We start from the raw sequence: 22,595 nt of genomic DNA on the forward strand, positions 1-22,595 counted from the left end.
AAAGCATTGTTGCATGGATACCAAATCATCATTCCAAGGAGCGAAGCGACGTGGCACTCTTGTCAAGCATCCTGAAATTGCTTCGTCAATTACTTACGTAATTTTCTCGCAATGACGACCTTCAGTCTCCACGCAACAAGGCCTAGTAGGAATGACAGCAATTGCTCTTGAATAACTTTAGCCTTTATTTAGTAAATCTAACATAGTTTTACCGATATCGGCAGGGGATCTAGTGATAGTTACACCGGCACTTTGTAGAGCTTCAAGCTTATCTTCGGCACTTCCTGTTCCTCCGGCAATAATAGCTCCGGCATGTCCCATTCTTTTACCTGGAGGTGCTGTAATACCTGCAATAAAGCTTACTATAGGTTTCTTGATTTTTGACTGCTTGATAAACTCAGCTGCATCTTCTTCTGCATTACCGCCAATTTCACCGATCATAATAATTGCTTTTGTTTCATCATCTTTCAAAAACATCTCAATACAATCAACAAAATTAGTGCCGTTAACAGGATCGCCGCCTATACCGACACACGTAGATTGTCCAAGTCCTACTGCTGTTGTCTGTGCTACTGCTTCATAAGTTAGAGTACCTGATCTTGAAACAATACCTATCGTTCCTCTTTTATGAATATGCCCAGGCATAATACCGATTTTACATTCACCCGGTGTGATAACTCCAGGGCAGTTAGGACCGATTAATCTAGTTTTAGAACCGACTAAAGCACGTTTTACTTTCACCATATCAAGCACCGGAATTCCTTCCGTTATACATACTACTACTTCAATTTTGGCATCGATTGCTTCTAATATCGAATCAGCGGCAAAGCCGGGCGGAACATATATAACGCTTGCATTTGCACCGGTTTTTGCTTTTGCTTCATGTACGGTATTATATACAGGTAAATCAAGGTGAGTATGACCGCCTTTGCCGGGTGTAACACCGCCAACCATGTTAGTGCCGTACGCTATCGCTTGTTCAGAGTGAAAAGTTCCTTGTGAACCAGTAAAACCCTGACAGATAACTTGTGTTTTTTTATTTATTAATATTGCCATGTTAAATAATTTTTATTGTTTTTATTTTACTTTGATGTCATCCCGTGACTTGATCGCGGGATCCAGTCCTTTTTTAATTTTTTTATAGATATTGTAGTCAAGCCACGGTATGACACTGAACTGGTTTTTCGAGCTATATAACAAGGTCAATGCCTGCATAGCTCATGACGGTTATCTACCGTATCGCTTCAACTATTTTATTTGCTGCATCTGCTAAATCATGTGCCGGTATTATTGCTAAACCGGAATTTGATAAAATTTCTTCGCCTTTTTCAACGTTTGTACCGGCTAAACGAACTACTAACGGTACTTTTATGCCTATGTCTTTTGCAGCTGCAATAATCCCTTCTGCTATAATATCACAACGCATGATACCGCCGAAAATATTAACTAGAATCCCTTGTACTTCTTTATCAGATAAAATTATTTTTAAAGCTTCTTTTACACGCTCACGATCAGCTCCACCACCGACATCCAAGAAATTAGCAGGCGAAGCACCGTAAAGTTTAATAATATCCATAGTGGCCATGGCAAGACCGGCACCGTTAACCATGCAACCGATATTACCGTCCATTTTTACATAGCTAAGTCCTGCATTTGTTGCTCTAGTTTCTAGAGGATCTTCTTCATCATGATCACGCATTGCCGTAATATTCGGATGCTGAAATAAGCCGTTATCGTCAAAAGTAATTTTTGCATCTAAAGCTAATAAGTTCCTGTCGCTATTTACAATTAATGGGTTGATTTCAATTTGTGCTGCATCGGTTTCAATAAAAGCATTATAGACTGATTTTACTATTTCTTTCATCTGTTTGGCTTGGTTATCCTTAAAGCCTAACTCATAAGCTATGCCTCGCATATGAAAATCTTGTAAACCGGTTGCAGGATCAACGGAAAATTTAATAATTTTTTCCGGAGTTTGTTCTGCTACTTCTTCAATATCAACTCCTCCTTCTGTAGAAGCTATGAAAGTAATACAGCTAGCCGATCTATCAAATACTATACTAAAATAATATTCTTTTAAAATATCACAACCTGATTCGATATAAAGACGGTTTACTTTTTGTCCTTGAGGTCCTGTTTGATGCGTTACTAAATTAATACCAAACATGTCATGAGCAACTTTTTTGGCTTCTTCTTTACTCTTAACAACCTTAACACCGCCTGCTTTACCTCTACCGCCGGCATGTATTTGTGCTTTAACCACATATACTTCCGTATTTAATTTATCTATGGTTTCATTAATCTTTTCAGTTTTCGTAACAACTAGCCCGGTGGAAGTAGGTACGCCGTATTGTCTTAAAATCTCTTTTGCTTGATATTCATGAATATTCATTTTAAATAATTTATTTAAATTGCTATTAATTTTTATGGATAAGATACATTTTTAACTTCTCTTACTATGTCTTTATCAAAAGTGATAAACTTATTAGCACTATTGACTTCTCCTTCTGCAATAATCATATAATCGGCAAAGTCTGCTTTACCTTTAATATATTTTTCAGTAGCTGATATTATTATGTTTTGATGCCCAATGATAAAGCCGGAATTATCAATAAGATTAATTACTGCTTCATAAATTTCCTGGCGAGTAAATTTATTTACTTTTAGCACCCATACAAATTCAAGTAATGCATATGATGCAATAAAAATCTTATTAGTGATGTTATTTTTTAAGAAATTTTGAGCTGCTTTACCTTGTATTTCATCATCTTCAAGAAAAGTACGAGTTAAGATATTAGTGTCAATTCCTATCATTTTCGATAACCGCAATACTAATAGCTTTATCTACATCCACCGGACCGTTTTTAGCTTTATGTTTACCCTTGCCAAAAAAGCTATAGATATCTTTTTTTATAGGAAGCAATTCTAATGTTTCATTTTTTTTGTAGTTAATTATTAACTCAGAGCCTGAATGTAAACCAAGTTTATTTCTTATATATTTAGGTATAACTACCTGTCCTTTCGATGAGACTACTACTCTGGCACTTTTACTCATAATACTAATATAGTAAGTTATCTAATCTTACTTTGTATATAAAACACAATTTATTATATGTCAATAAGTTTATAATGAGGTTACATCCTCTTTAATACGTTATCTTTCCTAATAAAGTGATGATATAATGCAGCTAGTATATGCAAAATAATTAGAGCAGTAAATAAGCAGCCTTTTTATGGATTTTTTTAAAGATTTTGGCAAATTGTAAATCTGGAGCAAAAGAATTTATAGTAAACAAACCATAAAAATCAATATGATGGTTTGATAAAATAGTCATTAGAAAGCCGCTTATCGGCATTAATAACATTAAAAGCTATAGCAAATTTATATTAATATTAACGGCTTTTTTTGCCAATGCGGCATATCTTTCGGTAGCAAAACTTAGCATTATAGAATTTCCATAAAAGCCTTATTATTACTAAAGATAAAACAACTATACCGGTTGCTTCATGTATCCCGTATAATTGCCATTTTAAAGGAAGTTCTATGAAATTATTCATTAAGAAACCGACAACGAGCATTACTATAACTATAATGCTCATGATCCAGTGAAAAAGTTTTGCAATTAAGCCGTAAGAAATTTTCAGTATTTGTAAGTAGCATGATAGTACTCCAATAAATTATTCTGAACTTACTTAATGTCATTTTCGCTCTTCTATGTTATTCCTGCGAAAGCAGGAATCTAAAAAACAATAAGAAATACTAAAATTATTAGTATTTTTAACTAGATCCCATGGACAAGCCACGGGGTGACACCGAGTCGCGGTATGACAGTTTCTTCTTAATTCCCAACTGCCGTATCTATAATCTTTTCTGCCTCTGTACCGCTAATTTTTTCTTTATCATTCAGAATGAGATTAGCATTTTTTAAGTCATCTCCTATATGTTCCGCTCTTCCTTTTAAAATCTTAGCTAAAAACTGCTCGGCAAGAGCGTAATATGAGATTCTATTACCGGGTTTTGCAAATCCATGACCTTCATCTTTGTAAAGTGCATAAACTACCGGTATATGCTTTGCTTGCATGCTGTTTACAATCTGTTCTGATTCTGCCTGCACGACTCTTACATCGTGAACACCTTGTGCTATAAATAAAGGCTTTTTGATATTATCAACAAAATTAATCGGTGATCTTTGTCTTAAAAACTCTTTTTCTTCTTCAGTATCCCAAGGTCCTATACGTGTTTTATATATACTTAACAATGGTGTCATATAAGGAGCTTTAGATTGCACATGAGTTAATAAATTAGATATACCGACAACGTCAACACCGCAAGCAAATACGTCAGGCGTCATGGTAAGACCTACAAGCGCTGCATAACCTCCATAGCTTCCGCCCATAATACAAACTTTGTCAGAATCAACTATATTATTCTTAATAGCCCAGTTAACACCATCAATTAAATCGGCGTGCATTTTACCGGCATATTCTAAATTACCGGCGTTTAAGAAATCTTTCCCAAAACCGGTAGAACCACGGTAATTTATACTTAAAACTGCGTAACCACGATTTGCAAGCCACTGATGCTCAGGATTATATCCCCAGCTATCACGTACCCACGGACCGCCGTGGACATTTAAAATTAGAGGTACTTTTCTATCGGGTATATTATTTTTATCGAGCTTTACATCATTTGGAAAAGTGATATAGCTAACTAAATCAAGTCCGTCACGTGACTTGATAATTATCGGTATCATCTTAGCAAGATTATATTGCTCAAGTTCTTTGCGATTAGTAAATAAAAACTCAGCTTTTTTATTTGCCCTATCATATTTATAATATTTCACCGGTGTATTATCAGCCATATAAGCAACGATCCAAGTTTTATCGTCTAGCGTCCTACTATTAATAATTAAATCACCGCGATCAATAGATTGCAAATATTTAATATCATCTTCAATATCTTTATCTAATATTTTATATGAGACTCTATCATAATCTATAGATACTGCTTGCGGAGTTTGCTTTGTGGGATGAACTGTAAATAAGCCAATATCGGCTTTTGCATCTTCGGCTAATATTTCTTCACTACCTGTAGCTAGTGTTATAGCTTTAAGTGCAGAGGTATTACGATTACGTCCCTCTAGCATATATAAAGTTTCACCGCTAGCATCAAAACCAAGTATGGAAGTGTTAAAAGAATCTTCCATTGATATCTTAGTAAATAACTTTGGTTCTCCGTCTTTTAATTCATAATATTCAACAGCTCCGTCTTTATCTAGTAAGCTACCGAATCTTAAATTTAAATTTTCATCGGTTACATAATCAGTAAATCTATCATTTTTATAAATCAGTTCTTTTTCTAGAGTATCTAGATTTAATTTGTAAATATCAAAATATTCAGGATTACGCTCATTTAAATATATTAATATCTCATTTGGCTTCTTATGACTTGCTCCGGCTATTTCGGCTTTAACTCCTTTTACGGGAGTAAGTAATTTTGTCTCTTTTGTCTCTATATTATAGCTATAAATTCGGTCATTTTCATCACCGTTAAAATCTTGGGTATATAAAATATTTTTATTATTATAAGCTTTAGCATAAGACCAAATACCGCGTCCTTTGTCATGGGTTATGGCTTCTGCTTTACTAATATCATCTGAGGGTGCTAGCCAAATGTTTAATACACCGTCTTTTGGTGCAACATATAGAATATATTTGCCGTCGTGGGTTAGAGAAACCCTTGCTTTATCAGGGTTACCGAATAAAACTTTTCTGGGGATTATTTGATTGTTATCTGTTATCGTTTGCGTTTGAAACATAAAAATACCGACACTTATTATTAATATAGTGCCTATAATATAGAAAATTTTACTCATTACTAATAGTTTGTTATTTAGTTTTGTAGTTTTTCGATGTCATTCCCGCTTCCGCGAACATGACATTCAGGTCATAAAATATAATTGCTACACTCTCTCAATATTGCTTAAAAACCAATCAACTTCTTTGGTATTAGCATTACGTGTAAATGTCCATTCTTCTTTTAAATCTTCGATTTTGTCAACTACATTTTTACCTTGAAATAGTAATTTAATAAATATGTTATTACCGAACATGTAAATTTCTGAATATTTTGCACTTAAAGCCGATGAGTCAAAAAAATCACCATAGGACGGTGTTATTTTTTCAAATTCTTCCAAGTATCTTTTATCTATCAGCTCAGATAATTCTTTAGCATCTTTTTTATAAGCAGCTTCTACAATCATTTGAAAAGCAGTTTTAGCATTATTTATGAATTTAACCGGATCAAAGGAGTAAAGGCGTTTATGGACTTGTGCCATTCCATCTACGACCGCAGTTATATTATGTTCCACTATTATATCTTTAAAAGCTTTAATATCTTGGGCTGTTGGAATATTTTTTTCTTCTTTATTAGATTTAACTGTACTGTAAGTTACGTCCTTAATAACCGGTTCGCCAAAATAAGATTTTTGCTTTGTCTGTTCCTCTTCTGAAGTAGAACCGAGAGTCGTAATTAATTTGTTGATAATGTAAAAGGCAATAACGGCAAAAATTAATAACTCTATTATTTGAGGAGACATTTTCTATTTATTTTTATTATAAAGATTATTCTTATATCTTAATATAAAAAAATAATCTTTTAAAGTTTTTTAATAAAAATAAGGATTTATTTTTATTTGAGTTATACTTAAAGTTTAAAAAATAACTAAAATATCTTGATTATTTTAATTATTATGATATTATAGTTTTGTAAATGATGTTTAAACTCCATCATTGCAAAACATTTATAGCCTTTAGTCCATTTATGCTAGGGGGTTGTTGTACTAAAGCTTAATTTTTAAGCGTTTTTAGTATAACGGATAATTATTGTTTTCAATGATTGAGTTTATCCCCTAGCACCCATCTATCTATTCACTTTGAATTGACGAATGAACTGGCGAGCTGGTAATTCAATTATATAATGCAAAATAGTAGCTATTATAACCGAAGTAGCAAATTTAAGCCATAAAGGAGTTGGATAAATCCAGTAATATGCTACAAAAAATTCTGTAGTTAAAGCAGAAAGGTATAAAGCATGTGAAATTTGACCTAGAAAATATGTTATTGGATTACCGTAAATAAGTTTACTTAATCCTGAATCATTAGATGTTCCAATAATTATTAAGGATGAGCCAACCCAACTGCAGGCCACCAAAGTGTTTCTGCATTAATTATAATAAAAATATAAGCAAAAACAGCAATTCCTACAAATATAATAATATCATAAATAATATAATTAAGTTTCAAAGATTTTATATGTTTTGTAATAAAAAATGTTATACAACCAAAAATAAATACACCTAAAAACATTATTAAGCTTTTACCGTAAGCAAATTGTACTCTTTATGTTACTAATATGGGTCTGCAGCCATTGAAAAGCATAAGGAGCAGAAATTATCCAATAAGATATAAATAACAAGATTATCAATAACTTAATGATTGATAATCTTTGCATCAATGATATTAAAAAAGGAAATAATTAATATGCAAACATTTCCGTACTTATTGAACATGAAGGTTGATTCCAAGATACTAAATCCGTGAATCCCCATGCTTGAATAAGGAACACATTAAGAAGAAAAGTATAAGAATTATCGGAGGGTGAAAGAATTTCTGGAAAAATCGACTCTGCATTAATACGCATAAAAGCATAAATAAATGTAAGGGATAAACTCTGGCAATACGTGCAAATAAAAAATTTTTATAACTTAACGGTATGCGTATATAATCTAGTATTATATACATAACATAAAATAAAGCCGGATAACACAAAAAATATTACGCCCCCCAAGACCGCCAAGTCTTGCTATATTCATTCCAATTGAGTTACCTGGCCAATTATGGTGTGTAAGAAGAATACCCATAATGCAGCATACCCGCGTAAACCTAGTTAATCCTTTTATTTCTTTTAAGTTATCTATTTTGTTATGCATATTGAAGTTATAACATTACTGATTAAAATATGGCATGATACAATAACCTAAATATTAAAACAATTTATTAATAATAATTTTTTTAATAAATTATTAGATTCTTATATTCAGAGATCTTTTAATAAGTGTGCCACTTTTATAGCATTATCAAATCCGTGATCGTAATGAAATCTTATATCAGGCGAGAATTTCATATTTATTTTATTAGTAATAAAATTTCTGATAGCATTTTTAGAATTATTTAATGCATCCATAATTTCATCTATTGTTAGTTTAGTATTAAAAGGCAAGAAATAACAATTAGCTATTTTGAGATCAGCAGTAATTATAACTTTCGTAATAGTGAGAGGACAATCAAAAAGTCTGCTATCCAGCATTTTGCCACGCCTTAGAATTTCTATTAATGCTTCATTTATAATGCTTGCTAATTTTTGTTGTCTATGAGAATTAGTTTTGGTTAATTTTTTCATGAGTTAAAATATATACAATTCTAAGGCATAATAGCATGCTTTTGCCAAACAACCAATACCTAAAAATTTTAGAAATTTTGTTTTAAAAAAACCGGAGAATAAGGAAATAAAGCTTCCCCAAAAAGAAAATGCCATTAAGAAAATTATAAATATCTCATATTTATAATATAGTTTTGTTAAATTTTTATGTCTTAAAATATTTTGTGCATTTTTGGAAGCATAAAAGATATTTAAAACTATTCTTCCAAAAATATAATTGACTGCATTACCGCTAAGAGAAGCACAAATAGCTACTAACAGTATTATTAACTATTATAGCCTCTGAACATTTTCATAGAATGAAATATTAATGCATTCTGAAAACCTATAACAAGATTTGAGACAAAAATATCAACAAATAATAAACTATATGCTTCAAATTGATTCATGAATGTAATATATTGAATTTTGATTAGGGGCATTAATCGTCATTGCGAGGAAAAACTGTAAGTTTTGACGAAGCAATCTCATGCCAAAATCCTGAGATTGCCACAACCCTTACTATCTAATACCAAAATAAAGTAACTGGCAATGAAAAAGCAAATTATTTATCCTGATTTTATAGCACGAATTTTTTCTACGGCACTTGATTTATCATTATTTGCCTTTATAGCAATCCCAATATCACAATTTTGTTCTTTTAATTTATTATGGTTGTTCTTTAATGATTATTTCCTTAGCAATAACATTAATCTTCATAATCCCAATGAAATGTTTAACTCGGTTATGAGTCAGGAATTTTATGAATATCTTAAAGCAGGCAATTTTAATAAATATATTTTGTTTAATATTTCAATTTTTGCTACTAATATATTAGTAATAGGCTCATATTTCATAACACTTTGGTATTATAAAGGTGCAACGCTTAGTAAAATGTTTTTACGTATGAAAATAGTAGATGCCGTAACATTAAATCGTCCGACTTTAAAGCAGTTAATTAAAAGATTTTTAGGGTATATGACTTTTCCTGTCGGTATTTTTTTCATACTTTTTTCTTCTAAAAAACAAGCATTACATGATAAAATAGCCGGAACCGTCGTTATTAAGTCTTAAATATACTCCTAAGTAATAGACGAAGTGTAATTTGGAAAAGAGCAAGGAGTCTATAAGGCGAGGAGCGGAGCGTATACTTAATAGGTGAGTACCGCAGTTCTTATAATACGACATAGCTCATTTTTCAAATTAAACGAGTATATTTATGAATGAAACAAATGATAATGATATAGATCAGCTAATTTATCTTTTTTCAAAATTACCCGGTCTTGGTAGTAGATCGGCAAGGCGTATAGCGCTTTACCTATTGCAAGATAAAGACGTAAGGTTAAAAAGCCTGATTAATAATCTTGTAGAGATAGATAAGAAAATAGTAAAATGCGAGATTTGCGGTAATATGGATACAGAAAATATTTGCCGTATTTGTTCTTCTGAATATAGAGATAAATCAATTATTGCTATTGTCGAAACTGTAGCTGAATTATGGGCAATGGAGCGTAGCGGTAATTTTAAAGGTTTATATCATGTACTCGGTCATAATTTATCGGCAGCTAGTAGACAAAACCCTAGCATACTTCGGTTACCTGAACTACTTAAAAGATGTTTTGCAGAAAATATTAAAGAAGTTATTATTGCTACTAATTCTACTTTAGAAGGTCAGACTACTGCTTACTTTATTACAGAATATTTAAAAGAGCATCCTGCTAAAATTTCTCGCCTTGCTAGCGGTATACCTATCGGAGGTGAACTTGATTATTTAGACGAGGGTACCGTATCTGCCGCTATTAACCTACGCCAACCTTTTGAGTAAAAATTAATAATTTTATTAAAATTATAGTGACTCTTAATGAAATTCTAGATGATGTTCGCCGGCGAATTTTATTACATCATTATGATTTCCTTGATGATCAAAATGTATCAGTAATTTACCTTGTTCGTTTGAATATAGTATATTTGTGAATAAACGCTGGTCACCATCAATTTTAATTTCAACTGCTTTTTTACCGATAAATTTAACGCCGTTGTCCCCCTGTTGTCTATATATTATATCTTTCTTTAAGGCATTTATAAATTTATCACATTGATTCTTATCTAATTTTTCTTGTAATTTTTCGCTAATTCTTCCATAACATTCAAGTCCTTGATATTTGCCTAAAGCAGTAGTGTTATTACTTGTAATTTCTCCTTCTTGATTAACTTTCCAATTGCTGTAACTAGGAATAACCTGCCCGATAGTATGAAGTAAATGTGCATTTTTTATTGATGTGATAATATTCATGAATTTCTATAGGATTTTGATTTTCATACTGCTCTAGCTCTTCTTTAAGTGATAATAAACCAATATATTTCTGTATCTTTTCGTGATCATTAGTTAGCCTTGCAGCTATGAGTCTATTCTCAATGGCTTCCTGATTTTTATTATCATATTGTAAAATTTCCTCAACTTTCTTTAACGCTAAGTCGTATTTCTTAATTGCGATTCAACAAGTGATAATCTTATTAATTTTTTCTATAGCTTGTGCTTGTGCAAAATTAAGGTTGCTAACAAGAGCTTCGATATGAATTTGGTTAATATATTCTTCAGGATTTAATAAAAATTCTATTACCTGGAAGATATTACTGAGATATGGAGTTATTTTTAGGTATTTTTTGTATAAATTGTTTAGCTAATTCATATTGTTTGGTATATAAGGCTGTTGTAGATAGTAATATAACACCACCAATAGAGTTGCTAATTGCGATTCACTCATCCTTTAGGTTTTCTTCATTCACAATTTTCTCAGCAGCAGAATATTGATTGTATTTGGCAATATATTGAAAACATCGAAACTGTTCTTTACTATCTTTAGATAAATTGTCTTGGTTAATTAGATTTAATTTAGCTTCAGTAATTTCAGCTAAATTAAAACTCATTGCTGTCAAAATTTTGATATTTGTAGGAACATTTTTGATTAAATTTTTTGTTTCTGTTGTCCTTTCGTTAAGTAAATAAATATTAAATAAGCTATAGATTGAATCGCTATCGTTTGGTTAATCCTTTAAAATGCGTAATAATTGCTCTTCGTCTAATGATAATTTTCCTGTATTATTATAGTCTACTGATAGATTATAACGGCAAAAATAGATGAATTTACTTTTCTGTTTTTGCTCATTGTTTACTAGATTCGCTAGTCGTGGTGCAAGTAATGTTATTATTTCATCATATTTTTTGGTAGCAAGCAATATTTCAGAAAAAGCGCTTAGAATAGCAAAATCTTCTATATTTGCTAATTGTTTAATAATATCAGGTTGAAATTCAGGTTTTACAAATAATAAAATTTCTGCAATAAAATTTAGATATTTTTGATACCATTCTCCTTGAGTTTTAAGTAAATTTAAAACTATAGGTGCTGATTTAAGTATATCTTTAGCTACTTCTTCCATTAATGAAATATTCTTGTCTACTACGGCTAAACGAAAAATATTTTCCTTAGCGATAAATTTATTGATAATCTTAGTGATAGGGTTAGAAGAATTGGAGCTAGGTTTGTATTCAAAAAATATTTCTACCTTAGAATTAACTCATGATTTTTAAGTTCTGCGTAACTGTAATTTTTTAATACACATTCCAATAGTTTTTTTGGGGTTTTTACCTCTTTTATCTTCTTAATTGCTAAATTAGCAAATTCTGAAGCTAATTTTGAATTTTTTATTTCTTCAATAATTCTTAAATAATTATTTTTTATATCAAAATCTTTAACTATTGCTGAGTACAATTCTATAGCTATATTTAAGGTAGTATTGCGAGTTTCAAGTGATAACCATAAAATATGGTTATTTTTAGAAAAGTTAATAGAAGACTTTTTTGATTTCATATATGATGCCTAGTTATTTTTAACAAGGCATTATACATTAGTTTAATTCTTAGTCAAAAAATTATTAATATTTTTTAATAATTACCCACCGAATTGCTCTTTAATAATTCTATCTTCCAGCGTATGGTTTTTATTAAAGAGCAGTTTGATAGGCTTATCCTTAGTAGATTTAACGGTAACATTTGTGATATTATTAAACTCCTGAAAGTCAGCAGTAGCATTTACCGGTCGTTTATTTGTATTAAGTATTTCAAATTTAATCGTAGCAGATGAAAGCAGTAAAGCACCGTGCCATCTACGCGGTCTAAACGAGCAGATAGGGGTTAGGCATAACATGTTTGACTCAAGCGGTAAAATAGGACCGCTGGCAGATAAATTATAAGCACTACTTCCGGCAGGTGTTGCAACTAAAGCTCCGTCTGCTACTAATTCGCTCATTCTCTCTATCCCGTTTACGTCTATTCTAAATTTAGCAGCTTGATTAGTTTTGCGAAATATAGATACTTCGTTAATAGCAAGTGCCGTATATATTTGACCGCTCGTATCTTCGACTTGCATAAGAAGAGGATTTAGGATAGAAACCGTACTTTCATGTATATTTTGTAATAAATTTTTGGTATCTAAAGAATTCATTAAAAAGCCGAGGCTTCCTAAATTAACTCCGTAAAAAGGTATATTAAGATGCATATAGCGGTGAATATTATGTAGTAATTCTCCATCCCCGCCTATTACGATAACGACCTCCGCTTCCTCTATTTTACAATAATTATAGAGTTTTTTTATTTCCTCTATAATAGCTAAATGTTTGGAATTTTGGTTATAAACCAATGCTATTTTATTTATATTCATTATATGAATTTCTTTTTTAATATATAGACGCTTAATTAATAATAAGTTATAAGAATAAACTAATAAAATAAATATTAAGTTAAATTATGTCATCATTCAACATCAAAAATCATAAAAATGATCTGCTATTTGTACCGCTAGGGGGATCTAATGAAATAGGTATGAATCTTAATCTTTATCATTATCAAGGTAAATGGTTAATGATTGATTGTGGTAGTGGTTTTGCCGATGATTATTTACCCGGTGTTGATATGATAATTGCTGATAGTAGTTTTATCGAGAAATATAAAAAAGATATAGTAGGTCTGATTTTAACTCATGCTCACGAGGATCATTTAGGTGGAGTCCAATATTTATGGAATAGCCTTAAATGTCCTATTTATACTACTACTTTTACAGCAAATTTTTTAAAAATTCGTTTAAATGAATATGATTTTGCTAAAAATATAAAAATTCATGAAGTAAAACCTGGTAGTAAAATAAATCTAGATCCTTTTTCCTTAGAGATGGTGCCACTGACTCACTCGGCTCCTGAAATGCAAGCAATTATGATCCGTACGGATGCAGGTAATATTTTGCATACGGGAGATTGGAAATTTGATAACGATCCGATACTTGGGAAAAAAGCCGATGAGGAGCTTTTAAAATCTTACGGAGATGAAGGGGTTCTTGCACTTGTTTGTGATTCAACTAACGTATTTAATAAAGGAAGCTCAGGTTCTGAGGGAGATGTTAGAAAAAGTTTAGTAGATATTATAGCCGGTTGTCCTCAAATGTTAGTAGTTTCAACCTTTGCCTCTAATTTAGCACGGCTTGATACAATAATTCATGCTGCAGGGCTTGCGGGTAGAAAAGTAGTCTTAATCGGTAGAAGTTTGCATCGTATGATGCTTGCTGCGCAGGAAAGCGGCTATTTGAAAGATATTGCTCCTCTAATTAGTGAACATGATGTTAGCAGATTTAGAAGAGAAGAATTATTAGTAATTGCTACCGGTTGTCAAGGTGAGCCTATGGCTGCCACTGCAAAACTGGCTAGTAATTCTCACCCTTCTATAAAGCTTGTTCCTAAGGATACAATGATTTTTTCTTCAAAAATTATTCCGGGTAATGAAAAGAAAATATTCAGGCTATTTAATATATTTGTTAAAGCCGGTGTAGAAGTTATTACCGAGCGAGACCATTTTGTACATGTTTCCGGACATCCATCTATTGATGAGCTACAAAAAATGTATTCTCTAATTAGACCGAATATTTGTATACCTGTTCACGGTGAGCCTGTACATATTCATGAACATGTTAAGTTTGCTAAGAAAAACGGCATAAAGCAGGCAGTGGAGGTTGAAAACGGTAGTGTAGTACTGCTTGAACCTAATAATGCAAAAGTAATTTCAAAGGTTGAAAACGGTTATTTAGCTGTTGACGGTAATTATTTGCTGCCCGTTGAATCTCCGATTTTCAAAGCTAGAAGACGTATGTGTGAGTCAGGTATCGTGGTAGCATCAGTAGTCATTAATAAAAAAGGACTGCTTGCTGCAAACCCAATGCTGTCTATGCCCGGGCTGCTTGATCCGAAAGAGGATATGGCATTAGTTAACCTCATTAAAAACGACATTAAAGCACTTGTTACCATTCAAAATAAACAGGCTAAAAAAGCATTGTCGGATGAACAAGTAATCGAGGCAATAAAAGGAACAATCCGTAAAACCTTAAAACAAGAAATTAATAAGTCACCCGTTATAATAGTAAATCTTGAGAAAGCTGTGGAGTAGTGAAATTGTTATTGTGAGTAGGTATTGTTTTATGGCTCGAGAAATTCGCTTGATGTCATTCCCGCCTTTGTGAGAATGACATAAACAAGCCAAGCAACGATACCTACAAACCTGCAAGTGACAAAGAAAAAATAAGCAAAATAAGCACATGAACAAATTTAAAAATATTGCGGTTTATGGGGGAGGGAGTTTCGGTACTAGCCTTGCTTCTTTAGCAGCACAAAACTATAATAACGTTACTTTGTTTTTACGTGCTGAGGCAATAGCAAAGGAAATTTTACACAACAAAACTAACGTAAAATATTTAGGGGATATTAAATTACCTGCTCATTTACAGGCTACTACAAACTTAGATATAATTAAGGATTTTGAACTAATTATTATTGCAGTGCCGTCTTACGCTTTTGATGACTCAATAAAATTATTAAAAACTCACAGCATTTCTAAAGACAATACTCTTCTAATTGCAACAAAAGGCTTTGCCCGTAATCCTACCGCATTATTTTCAGATAGGTTAAAAACTCTATTACCGCATAGCCCTACAGCGTTTTTTGCAGGTCCGAATCTAGCAAAAGAACTTGCTAAAAATTTACCTGCTTCGGCAAGTATTGCAAGTTTAGATATAGGTATAGCAAATAAAATAGCTTATAACCTAAGTTCAAAAATTTTTACTACTAATGTGTCAAGCGATATTGTAACATTACAGGTAGCAGGAGCTTTAAAAAATATTTTTGCTATTAAAAGCGGGATTGATTTAGCAAGAAAGCAGGGCGAAAATGCAAGAGCAACGCTTATAGTAGCTGCATTAAGAGAAATTGCTATTTTATCGAAAGCTTTAGGTGGTATGCAAAAAAATTCTGATATTTTACTAGAAGCGGGAGTAGTAGGCGATTTAGTGCTTACTTGTTATTCGTTAGGCTCACGTAATACAAAATTTGGTTATGAACTTGGAATTAGTAGTGATAAAAAGAAATTTTTACAGGAATATAAAGAGCTGGTAGAGGGAAGAGAAGCATTAAAATTAGTTTTGGATTTGATAAAAAAATATAATTTACATATGCCTATAATTTCCGAAGTAGCTTCGTGTATTATTCCTTATGTCATTCCTGCGAAAGCAAGAATTCAGAAAAAAGTATAAATACAGCAAATTTTTGAAATTAAAAGCTCGATTCATCTCGCTTTATGCTGAATTCCTGCTTTCGCAGGAATGACATATGACTTCACGCGAGCAATACCAATCAAGTATTACAGCAATCTCTTCATCTGTTCTTGCTCTAATTTTTCTTCTTTATATAGTTTGTTTAAAAATTCTTTATAAAAACCTATATATACAAGTTCCATTTCGGTATTTAATTTAGAAGATTCAAATATGATTACACATTCACCATCCTTGAAAGTAACCACTTTATCATTTTCTTCTTCTAAACTATATTTATCTTTTAAAATGTTATAAAACTCTTCAAATTTATTTTGATCTATAGTTAAAATAACGGCTTCTATTACATTAAAATCATTACATATCACTAAAGCTTTAGATATAGTTTTTGTATTTGGTTCTATATAATAATTATATCCTTGCCAATAATTAGGTTCTTTATTGATGATTTTGTATTTTTTTGTTGATCTATATTGGTAGTTTTATTTAATTCAAGCCCAAGTGGCATAGGATTAGAATAGATATTTAAACAAAAAAATATAATGAATAAGGATAATAGATTTTGCATAAGTAATATGAAAATTTCATATTAAATTAGACACCCTAAATAACATAAGATTTTTAAAGTTTCAATTAGAAATTTATTTTGGTCTGATGAAGTAAAAATCTTTACAAAATTTAGTGAAAAAAATAAAATCTCATATATTATAAGTAATTATATCTTTAGCTCATTACATGATAATCTTTAGTATAGTTTTTTTTAAAACCGTTTCGGTATTATTAAGTGTAGTAATAGGATTTTTAGCAGGTAAATATTCAAATGTTGAAAGAGATAGTATCTCTTCGTTACTATTCTATTTTATATCGCCTATAGTATTTTTTACGATACCTGCTAGTACAACCTTAACACTTGCGGCATTAAGCGTTACGGTCGTAACATTTGTAATTGCAACACTCTTATCGCTCTTTTCTTATTATTTTTTTGGTAAATTTTGGCAGGATCATACACGTAATATTATAGCTTTGTCTGCAGGTACGGCAAATGGCGGGTATTTTATGTTGCCTATAGCTGCAGCACTTTTTGATGATTATACATTAAGTATTTACATGATGGCTGTTATAGGAGTGAATATTTATGAATGTTCCGTCGGCTTTTACATTTGTATGAGGAGCTTTGCTAATACCACCGATAGTATATTAAAAGTAGTAAAATTACCGATTTTAAACGCTTTTTTCTTGGGATGTTTATTTAGTTTTTGTGGTTTTACTTTACCGGATTTTTTAGATGATTTTATATATAATATGAAAGGCTCTTTTTCAATACTCGGTATGGTGATGGTGGGTCTTGCTCTTTCGTCTCTACAAAAATTTGAAGTCGATATCAAATTTACTCTTGCTACTTTTGCTGCTAAATTTCTATTCTATCCTTTGGGAGTAGGGTTATTTATCATGTTTGATCATTTTGTAACAAAATGGTATAACAATGATTACTATAATGCCCTAAAACTACTTTCTACGGCACCACTCGCAGCAAATACTATAGTTATAGCAAATTTACAGAAATTTTACCCTGAAAAAGTTGCAGCTACTGTGTTTTTATCTTTGCTTTTTGTAGTTATATATATGCCGACCATGGTCAGTATATTTTTAAGTGACTTAAATTAATAACATGATGACAATGATTTTTTTAAAATTTATTCTAAATTGGTATTAATAGGTTCATATGAAAATTAATTCAATAAAAATTGGTCCCTATATTAATTTATTACCTCTTCAATATATACCGAAACATAAAATTTCTTATGTGGAATTCGGTGATCCTAAAAATAAAAATATAATAGTATGTGCTCACGGTTTAACTAGAAATGCTCATGATTTTGATAAAATAGCTAAAGAGTTGAGTAAAAATTATAGAGTAATTGCAATAAATTATCCCGGTCGCAGTGATAGCGAAAATTTTAAAAAAGCTAATCATTATAACTATACGACTTATATTAAAGATACGTTATTTTTTTTTAAAAGGCTAAATATCAAAAATCCTATTTGGCTTGGTACTTCAATGGGCGGTATTATAGGGATGGTACTTGCCAGTAAATATAAAAATATTTTTAAAGCCTTAATATTAAATGATATAGGGGCGTTTATTGATGCTGCTCCTGTAATTAAAATTGGAGGTTATGCTAAAAAAACTATACTCTTAGATGATTTGGCTAGTGCAAAAGAACATTTAAAACTTATTTATGCACAAAGCGGTATTAAAGATGAAGAAGATTGGGATTATTTAACAAAATATAGTGTAATTTCTACATTCGGCGGAAAATATAAAATGAATTATGATCCTGCTATAACAAAAGGAATGAAAAATGCTAGTAACCAGGAAGATATTAAACTATGGTCTGTATGGAATAAAATAAAATGTAGAATATTAGTAATTCATGGGATGAAATCTCAAATTTTAACAAAATCTACTATTAAAAAGATGAAAGAAACAAAAATTTTTGATCTTTATGAAATAAAATATGCCGGTCATGCTCCTTCTCTAATGAACCCTGAAGAAATTAACTATGTCAAATCTTGGTTAGAAAAGAAGTCTTAGATTGTGTGACCTTGTGTTGTACGAACGTTCAGGATGTCATTCCCGCGGAAGCGGGAATCCAGAAACAATAACCTTAATCTTGGTACAAAAATTACATATTTAATAAAATAAACATATAAAAAAACTGTTTTTTATATGTTTTTCTGGATTCCTGCTTTCGCATGAATGACATAGGCATCATTTAAATTAATAAATAATAATTATGAAAATTACTACTAAAGTACTAATAATAGGTTCAGGACCTGCGGGCTTAAGTGCTGCTATTTATACAGCTAGAGCTGCTTTAAAACCAATATTAATAAATGGTATGCAGCCAGGTGGGCAGCTTACAATTACCACCGATGTTGAGAACTATCCAGGATTTGCGGAAACGGTGCAAGGACCTTGGCTTATGGAGCAGATATCTATGCAGGCTAAAAATGTCGGTACGGAAATTGTTAGTGATTACGTAGAAAAGGTGGATTTATCAAAAAGACCTTTTAAAGTATTTACAGGAGCAGGAAATGAATATGACGCGGAGAGCATAATAATTTGTACCGGTGCGGAAGCAAAATGGCTTGGTATAGCTTCAGAGCAGAAATTTCGTGGTTTTGGTGTTTCGGCATGTGCTACTTGCGATGGTTTCTTTTTTAAGAATCAAGAAATAGTTGTAGTAGGGGGAGGAAATAGTGCAGTAGAAGAAGCTTTATACTTAACCAATCATGCTAGCAAAGTCACTATAGTGCATAGAAGAGATAGTTTTAGAGCTGAGAAAATATTACAGGATCGATTATTTAAAAATCCTAAAATATCAGTAATTTGGGATCATGTAGTAGATGAGATTGTAGGTAGCAATAAACCAAAATCCGTTACCGGAGTTAAAATTCAAAATGTTCACACCAAAGAGATTAGTTTATTGAATTGTAGCGGTGTATTTATAGCTATTGGGCATGCACCGAATACGGGGCTATTTACCGGACAAATTGTAATGGATGACGATAATTATATCATCACGAAGTCAGGCACTACTAGAACTAGTGTAGAAGGTGTTTTTGCTGCTGGTGACGTTCAGGATAAAATTTATAGACAAGCAGTAACTGCTGCAGGAACAGGTTGTATGGCGGCTCTTGAGGCTGAAAAATTTCTAAATAAATAATTTAGATTTTTTAGCTGTAAATTAACATATAAGTTAATAAAAAATTGTTGCATTCAGTAAGACACTTATTATAGTCATTGTGTATTAATTTAATTAGGTACAAATATAATGACTTGGAACATAATAAATATACCACCACAAAAACAAAATATTGATACATATCCATTACTTATGAAATTTTTAGTTGGATGAGGTAGTTTTAACATACAAAATTTAGAAATATTGAAAAATGCTAATTTAGAAATAGAGCTAGAAGAAGCCGCATTTTCACAAAAATTTTTAATATATTCTGCAATAAAATTTTACTTAAATCATTTTTATCAAAATAGCCAAAGTGAAAAATTTATAGAGCTAGAAATAACCGGAGTTAGATATGATCAAGTGATAAAGGCTCCTGATATTAGGTTAGCTACTGATAAGTCTACAACTACTAATATATTTAAAAATTTTACTTTTGACTCAATGTTACATCAGAATTGGATTTTTAATGGAGATAATTCAAATGGTTGGCTGTTAGCAAATATAAATCTTAATAAAGGCGGTTATTTAATAACTTAGAAAAAGTATTTCGCTCAGCTGTGATCTCTTTAGAGTCACAATTAATAAATCCTAAGAAAAAATATTACTCTGATATTTCATCTGAGATTGTTGAGTATGCACGGGGAAATGTTAAAGGAGTTAAAGGTAATTATTTAGAGCTATTCAAGAATTTAATAGCTTTTGGCAAAGAAGAAATAAGTCCCTCTGAGTTATGGGTTAAAATAGCTGAGGCTATAAAGGTAGGTAAAGTATCAAATTTATTGTGAGAAAATATTCTAGAAGACTTAAACAAGGCAAGTGTATTACTTTATTATAATATAACTGAAAAATCTGCTATATTATCTGACATTGGATATAAATTTCCTCAAGAAATATTGAATCTTATATTAAACGCAATAGCTCCTGAAGATATCATTAATATTATAAAACATGTTTAATTTGGAAAATATTTCTTATGATGTATTAGAAAGTCAAATGAGTGGTGAAGATTCGGGTATAAATAATTCATTATAAATATTTCTCTTGCTAGTATTGCCGTATAATTTTAAGATAAGTTTGTAACACTTTTCTCGAGCTATGTAACAACACCAATGTTTGCTCGCAATGACGATTTTAGTATCCACGCAGGTAATGAGAAATATATGAACTTACTTAAAAACATTACGGGAAAGAATTATATAAACGGTGAATTTATAGAGTTCGGGAAGCAAATATCCGTTATTAATCCTGCAACCTTAAAAGAAATTGCTACAGTTCCGAATTTGGGATTATCTGAGATTAATTCAGCGATTAATAATACGGTGACTAGTTTTTCTTTATGGTCACAAAGCTCATTTGAAGCGAGAATAGCGATTCTTAGAAGATGGTATAATTTAGTAATCGAAAATATTGAGGAGTTAAGTCATATATTAACCCTAGAGCAGGGTAAAGTACTTGCTGAATCAGAAAAAGAAATTTTATATGGAGCTTCTTTTATTGATTGGTATACATATGCTATACATAATATTCATTCGACTATCAAACCCGGTAATAGTAAAACTCATAAAATTGTTACGCAATATGAGCCTGTAGGACCGTCTGCTGCTATAACTCCTTGGAATTTTCCAAATGCAATGATTACTCGCAAGGTAGTACCTGCAATAGCTGCAGGTTGCAGCGTTATATTAAAACCGTCAAGTCTTACGCCTCTATCAGCTTTAGTACTTGCGAAATTTGCAGGCGATGCTGGTTTACCTGCCGGAGTATTTAATGTAATTACAGGTAGTTCAAATATTATAGGTAAGGCTTTTTGTGAAGATTTGAGGCTTCAGAAATTATCATTTACCGGCTCTACAAATGTCGGTAAAATTCTATATCAAAATGCCGCAAATACTCTAAAACGTTTATCTTTGGAACTTGGCGGCAATGCTCCTTTCATTATAACGGCAGATAATAATTTAGAGAAAGTAGTAAATGATTTAGTAATCGCTAAAACTAGAAATAGTGGACAGTCTTGTATTTCACCTAACAGAATATTTATAGAAGAATCTATATATGAAAAATTTATAGAAATTCTAAAGACTAAATTTACTAAGCTTAAGGTCGGTGACGGATTTGATAAGGAATCGGATGTAGGTCCGTTAATTAATTCTGCTGCCATAGAAAAAATACAAAAGTTACTCGCTGATGCACAAAGTAAAGGAGCTAAATTAATTTGCGGCGGTAAAGCTGTTGATAATTTTATTGAGCCTACTATTATTATTGACTGTTTGGATAATATGGATACCTTTAGAACAGAAATATTCGGTCCGGTAGTTGCTTGTTATAAATTTAAAGATTTGGATGAAGTAATAGAACGTGCAAATAATACCGAATACGGCTTGCAAGGATATGTATATTCAAATAATATATCCGTGGCACAAATGATAGCGTCTAAGCTTGATTTTGGTATGGTATCGATTAACGATCCGTTACCTGCAAATGCAAAAGCACCTTTTGCAGGACGTAAAGCTTCAGGTTTTGGAGTTGAAGGCTCATTTGAAGGGATATTTGAATATCTAAATACGAAATATATAAATTTACAGAATTAAGAATGCCCGCATGGTTCCTTTTATGTTATTCCTGCGAAAGCAGGAATCTAGTAAAGAATATAAAAAATATAATTCTTTGTAGCAGTATTAAGATTATTTTTTCTGGATTCCCGCTTTCGCGGGAATAACATAG

28 protein-coding genes and 2 pseudogenes are annotated in these 22,595 nt (G+C 31.4%); 10 read left to right on the forward strand and 20 right to left on the reverse strand.

What is annotated here, in order from left to right:
- Positions 1–177: 177 nt before the first annotated feature.
- From sucD to RGRA_RS08770, 13 genes and pseudogenes are all read right to left on the reverse strand, one after another.
- Positions 178–1,056, reverse strand: a complete 879-nt coding sequence (sucD, locus tag RGRA_RS0103840) for a succinate--CoA ligase subunit alpha (RefSeq protein WP_017443052.1) — start codon at positions 1,054–1,056, stop codon at positions 178–180.
- 175 nt (positions 1,057–1,231) lie between these two features.
- Complete coding sequence (gene sucC, locus RGRA_RS0103845; RefSeq protein ID WP_017443053.1) at positions 1,232–2,392, reverse strand: ADP-forming succinate--CoA ligase subunit beta; 1,161 nt, start codon at positions 2,390–2,392, stop codon at positions 1,232–1,234.
- Between the two features lie 32 nt (positions 2,393–2,424).
- A complete protein-coding gene (locus RGRA_RS0103850) occupies positions 2,425–2,814 on the reverse strand; it encodes a PIN domain-containing protein (RefSeq protein WP_017443054.1) in 390 nt (129 codons plus the stop codon).
- Entirely contained in the window at positions 2,801–3,055 is a 255-nt protein-coding gene (locus RGRA_RS0103855; RefSeq protein ID WP_017443055.1) for an AbrB/MazE/SpoVT family DNA-binding domain-containing protein, read from the reverse strand. The genes RGRA_RS0103850 and RGRA_RS0103855 overlap by 14 nt, the downstream gene beginning before the upstream one ends.
- A gap of 80 nt (positions 3,056–3,135) precedes the next feature.
- Positions 3,136–3,201 carry a hypothetical protein gene (locus tag RGRA_RS14320; protein ID WP_330216865.1) on the reverse strand — a complete coding sequence of 22 codons (66 nt, stop codon included), beginning with the start codon at positions 3,199–3,201 and terminating at the stop codon, positions 3,136–3,138.
- Positions 3,202–3,206: 5 nt separating this feature from the next.
- Positions 3,207–3,365 (reverse strand): hypothetical protein, encoded by a 159-nt coding sequence (locus RGRA_RS13350; RefSeq protein WP_017443056.1) that lies wholly within the window; start codon positions 3,363–3,365, stop codon positions 3,207–3,209.
- A 28-nt stretch (positions 3,366–3,393) separates the two neighbouring features.
- On the reverse strand, positions 3,394–3,600 hold the full coding sequence (locus RGRA_RS08760) for a hypothetical protein (RefSeq protein ID WP_236609784.1): 207 nt from the start codon (positions 3,598–3,600) through the stop codon (positions 3,394–3,396).
- Positions 3,601–3,839: 239 nt separating this feature from the next.
- Positions 3,840–5,876, reverse strand: a complete 2,037-nt coding sequence (locus tag RGRA_RS0103870; RefSeq protein ID WP_017443057.1) for a S9 family peptidase — start codon at positions 5,874–5,876, stop codon at positions 3,840–3,842.
- Between the two features lie 87 nt (positions 5,877–5,963).
- Positions 5,964–6,599: a Tim44 domain-containing protein gene (locus RGRA_RS0103875; protein WP_017443058.1), complete on the reverse strand. Its 636-nt coding sequence runs from the start codon at positions 6,597–6,599 to the stop codon at positions 5,964–5,966.
- Positions 6,600–6,922: 323 nt separating this feature from the next.
- Positions 6,923–7,213: a hypothetical protein gene (locus tag RGRA_RS08765; RefSeq protein WP_236609785.1), complete on the reverse strand. Its 291-nt coding sequence runs from the start codon at positions 7,211–7,213 to the stop codon at positions 6,923–6,925.
- A 488-nt stretch (positions 7,214–7,701) separates the two neighbouring features.
- A pseudogene (locus RGRA_RS14325) lies at positions 7,702–7,922 on the reverse strand (hypothetical protein); the annotation flags it as partial.
- 176 nt (positions 7,923–8,098) lie between these two features.
- Positions 8,099–8,461 carry a 30S ribosome-binding factor RbfA gene (rbfA, locus tag RGRA_RS0103885; protein ID WP_017443060.1) on the reverse strand — a complete coding sequence of 121 codons (363 nt, stop codon included), beginning with the start codon at positions 8,459–8,461 and terminating at the stop codon, positions 8,099–8,101.
- A 3-nt stretch (positions 8,462–8,464) separates the two neighbouring features.
- A pseudogene (locus RGRA_RS08770) lies at positions 8,465–8,889 on the reverse strand (YqaA family protein).
- A gap of 142 nt (positions 8,890–9,031) precedes the next feature.
- On the opposite strand from RGRA_RS08770, the gene RGRA_RS0103895 reads away from it, so the two are divergent.
- Positions 9,032–9,553, forward strand: a complete 522-nt coding sequence (locus tag RGRA_RS0103895) for an RDD family protein (protein ID WP_017443061.1) — start codon at positions 9,032–9,034, stop codon at positions 9,551–9,553.
- Between the two features lie 145 nt (positions 9,554–9,698).
- On the forward strand, positions 9,699–10,304 hold the full coding sequence (gene recR, locus RGRA_RS0103900) for a recombination mediator RecR (protein WP_017443062.1): 606 nt from the start codon (positions 9,699–9,701) through the stop codon (positions 10,302–10,304).
- 33 nt (positions 10,305–10,337) lie between these two features.
- On the opposite strand, the gene RGRA_RS13355 is transcribed toward recR, so the two are convergent.
- The 5 genes from RGRA_RS13355 to RGRA_RS0103930 form a co-directional block, all read right to left on the reverse strand.
- Positions 10,338–10,772, reverse strand: a complete 435-nt coding sequence (locus RGRA_RS13355) for a hypothetical protein (RefSeq protein ID WP_017443063.1) — start codon at positions 10,770–10,772, stop codon at positions 10,338–10,340.
- 464 nt (positions 10,773–11,236) lie between these two features.
- Positions 11,237–11,407, reverse strand: coding sequence for a hypothetical protein (locus RGRA_RS12290; RefSeq protein ID WP_017443064.1), 171 nt, complete (start codon positions 11,405–11,407; stop codon positions 11,237–11,239).
- Between the two features lie 117 nt (positions 11,408–11,524).
- Positions 11,525–11,917: a hypothetical protein gene (locus RGRA_RS13360; protein WP_017443065.1), complete on the reverse strand. Its 393-nt coding sequence runs from the start codon at positions 11,915–11,917 to the stop codon at positions 11,525–11,527.
- A gap of 122 nt (positions 11,918–12,039) precedes the next feature.
- Positions 12,040–12,348 carry a hypothetical protein gene (locus RGRA_RS13365; RefSeq protein ID WP_017443066.1) on the reverse strand — a complete coding sequence of 103 codons (309 nt, stop codon included), beginning with the start codon at positions 12,346–12,348 and terminating at the stop codon, positions 12,040–12,042.
- 81 nt (positions 12,349–12,429) lie between these two features.
- Positions 12,430–13,197, reverse strand: a complete 768-nt coding sequence (locus RGRA_RS0103930) for an NAD kinase (RefSeq protein WP_017443067.1) — start codon at positions 13,195–13,197, stop codon at positions 12,430–12,432.
- An 86-nt stretch (positions 13,198–13,283) separates the two neighbouring features.
- Here RGRA_RS0103930 and RGRA_RS0103935 point away from each other — a divergent pair, with 86 nt between their 5' ends.
- Both RGRA_RS0103935 and RGRA_RS0103940 read left to right on the forward strand, forming a co-directional pair.
- Positions 13,284–14,966: a ribonuclease J gene (locus RGRA_RS0103935; RefSeq protein ID WP_017443068.1), complete on the forward strand. Its 1,683-nt coding sequence runs from the start codon at positions 13,284–13,286 to the stop codon at positions 14,964–14,966.
- Positions 14,967–15,114: 148 nt separating this feature from the next.
- A complete protein-coding gene (locus RGRA_RS0103940; protein WP_017443069.1) occupies positions 15,115–16,104 on the forward strand; it encodes an NAD(P)H-dependent glycerol-3-phosphate dehydrogenase in 990 nt (329 codons plus the stop codon).
- A gap of 107 nt (positions 16,105–16,211) precedes the next feature.
- On the opposite strand, the gene RGRA_RS13370 is transcribed toward RGRA_RS0103940, so the two are convergent.
- Together RGRA_RS13370 and RGRA_RS13375 are read right to left on the reverse strand one after the other, a co-directional pair.
- Positions 16,212–16,490 (reverse strand): hypothetical protein, encoded by a 279-nt coding sequence (locus RGRA_RS13370; protein WP_236609786.1) that lies wholly within the window; start codon positions 16,488–16,490, stop codon positions 16,212–16,214.
- 32 nt (positions 16,491–16,522) lie between these two features.
- Positions 16,523–16,690: a hypothetical protein gene (locus tag RGRA_RS13375; protein WP_236609787.1), complete on the reverse strand. Its 168-nt coding sequence runs from the start codon at positions 16,688–16,690 to the stop codon at positions 16,523–16,525.
- A 167-nt stretch (positions 16,691–16,857) separates the two neighbouring features.
- On the opposite strand from RGRA_RS13375, the gene RGRA_RS0103955 reads away from it, so the two are divergent.
- The 6 genes from RGRA_RS0103955 to RGRA_RS0103985 all read left to right on the forward strand — a co-directional run bounded on the left by RGRA_RS0103955 (position 16,858) and on the right by RGRA_RS0103985 (position 22,462).
- Entirely contained in the window at positions 16,858–17,787 is a 930-nt protein-coding gene (locus RGRA_RS0103955) for an AEC family transporter (RefSeq protein WP_014392234.1), read from the forward strand.
- 58 nt (positions 17,788–17,845) lie between these two features.
- A complete protein-coding gene (locus RGRA_RS0103960) occupies positions 17,846–18,718 on the forward strand; it encodes an alpha/beta fold hydrolase (protein WP_017442961.1) in 873 nt (290 codons plus the stop codon).
- Between the two features lie 202 nt (positions 18,719–18,920).
- Positions 18,921–19,853, forward strand: coding sequence for a thioredoxin-disulfide reductase (gene trxB / locus RGRA_RS0103965; RefSeq protein WP_017442962.1), 933 nt, complete (start codon positions 18,921–18,923; stop codon positions 19,851–19,853).
- 222 nt (positions 19,854–20,075) lie between these two features.
- Positions 20,076–20,411: a hypothetical protein gene (locus RGRA_RS0103970; protein WP_024547285.1), complete on the forward strand. Its 336-nt coding sequence runs from the start codon at positions 20,076–20,078 to the stop codon at positions 20,409–20,411.
- A 20-nt stretch (positions 20,412–20,431) separates the two neighbouring features.
- Positions 20,432–20,659 carry a hypothetical protein gene (locus RGRA_RS0103975; protein ID WP_017442963.1) on the forward strand — a complete coding sequence of 76 codons (228 nt, stop codon included), beginning with the start codon at positions 20,432–20,434 and terminating at the stop codon, positions 20,657–20,659.
- Between the two features lie 375 nt (positions 20,660–21,034).
- The gene (locus RGRA_RS0103985; RefSeq protein WP_024547286.1) at positions 21,035–22,462 is read left to right on the forward strand and encodes an NAD-dependent succinate-semialdehyde dehydrogenase; all 1,428 of its coding nucleotides are present in this window, start codon (positions 21,035–21,037) and stop codon (positions 22,460–22,462) included.
- The last annotated feature ends 133 nt before the right edge of the window (positions 22,463–22,595 follow it).

Origin of the sequence: Rickettsia gravesii BWI-1, from assembly GCF_000485845.1 — a bacterium.
GTDB lineage: Bacteria > Pseudomonadota > Alphaproteobacteria > Rickettsiales > Rickettsiaceae > Rickettsia > Rickettsia rickettsii.

What these genes read in the sequence shown, in the direction of transcription:
- sucD (WP_017443052.1), bottom strand. Translation starts at nt 1,056, where the DNA reads ATGGCAATATTAATAAATAAAAAAACACAAGTTATCTGTCAGGGTTTT.
- sucC (WP_017443053.1), bottom strand. Translation starts at nt 2,392, where the DNA reads ATGAATATTCATGAATATCAAGCAAAAGAGATTTTAAGACAATACGGC.
- RGRA_RS0103850 (WP_017443054.1), bottom strand. Translation starts at nt 2,814, where the DNA reads ATGATAGGAATTGACACTAATATCTTAACTCGTACTTTTCTTGAAGAT.
- RGRA_RS0103855 (WP_017443055.1), bottom strand. Translation starts at nt 3,055, where the DNA reads ATGAGTAAAAGTGCCAGAGTAGTAGTCTCATCGAAAGGACAGGTAGTT.
- RGRA_RS13350 (WP_017443056.1), bottom strand. Translation starts at nt 3,365, where the DNA reads ATGTTATTAATGCCGATAAGCGGCTTTCTAATGACTATTTTATCAAAC.
- RGRA_RS08760 (WP_236609784.1), bottom strand. Translation starts at nt 3,600, where the DNA reads ATGAGCATTATAGTTATAGTAATGCTCGTTGTCGGTTTCTTAATGAAT.
- RGRA_RS0103870 (WP_017443057.1), bottom strand. Translation starts at nt 5,876, where the DNA reads ATGAGTAAAATTTTCTATATTATAGGCACTATATTAATAATAAGTGTC.
- RGRA_RS0103875 (WP_017443058.1), bottom strand. Translation starts at nt 6,599, where the DNA reads ATGTCTCCTCAAATAATAGAGTTATTAATTTTTGCCGTTATTGCCTTT.
- rbfA (WP_017443060.1), bottom strand. Translation starts at nt 8,461, where the DNA reads ATGAAAAAATTAACCAAAACTAATTCTCATAGACAACAAAAATTAGCA.
- RGRA_RS0103895 (WP_017443061.1), top strand. Translation starts at nt 9,032, where the DNA reads ATGAAAAAGCAAATTATTTATCCTGATTTTATAGCACGAATTTTTTCT.
- recR (WP_017443062.1), top strand. Translation starts at nt 9,699, where the DNA reads ATGAATGAAACAAATGATAATGATATAGATCAGCTAATTTATCTTTTT.
- RGRA_RS13355 (WP_017443063.1), bottom strand. Translation starts at nt 10,772, where the DNA reads ATGAATATTATCACATCAATAAAAAATGCACATTTACTTCATACTATC.
- RGRA_RS12290 (WP_017443064.1), bottom strand. Translation starts at nt 11,407, where the DNA reads ATGAGTTTTAATTTAGCTGAAATTACTGAAGCTAAATTAAATCTAATT.
- RGRA_RS13360 (WP_017443065.1), bottom strand. Translation starts at nt 11,917, where the DNA reads ATGGAAGAAGTAGCTAAAGATATACTTAAATCAGCACCTATAGTTTTA.
- RGRA_RS13365 (WP_017443066.1), bottom strand. Translation starts at nt 12,348, where the DNA reads ATGAAATCAAAAAAGTCTTCTATTAACTTTTCTAAAAATAACCATATT.
- RGRA_RS0103930 (WP_017443067.1), bottom strand. Translation starts at nt 13,197, where the DNA reads ATGAATATAAATAAAATAGCATTGGTTTATAACCAAAATTCCAAACAT.
- RGRA_RS0103935 (WP_017443068.1), top strand. Translation starts at nt 13,284, where the DNA reads ATGTCATCATTCAACATCAAAAATCATAAAAATGATCTGCTATTTGTA.
- RGRA_RS0103940 (WP_017443069.1), top strand. Translation starts at nt 15,115, where the DNA reads ATGAACAAATTTAAAAATATTGCGGTTTATGGGGGAGGGAGTTTCGGT.
- RGRA_RS13375 (WP_236609787.1), bottom strand. Translation starts at nt 16,690, where the DNA reads ATGCAAAATCTATTATCCTTATTCATTATATTTTTTTGTTTAAATATC.
- RGRA_RS0103955 (WP_014392234.1), top strand. Translation starts at nt 16,858, where the DNA reads ATGATAATCTTTAGTATAGTTTTTTTTAAAACCGTTTCGGTATTATTA.
- RGRA_RS0103960 (WP_017442961.1), top strand. Translation starts at nt 17,846, where the DNA reads ATGAAAATTAATTCAATAAAAATTGGTCCCTATATTAATTTATTACCT.
- trxB (WP_017442962.1), top strand. Translation starts at nt 18,921, where the DNA reads ATGAAAATTACTACTAAAGTACTAATAATAGGTTCAGGACCTGCGGGC.
- RGRA_RS0103985 (WP_024547286.1), top strand. Translation starts at nt 21,035, where the DNA reads ATGAACTTACTTAAAAACATTACGGGAAAGAATTATATAAACGGTGAA.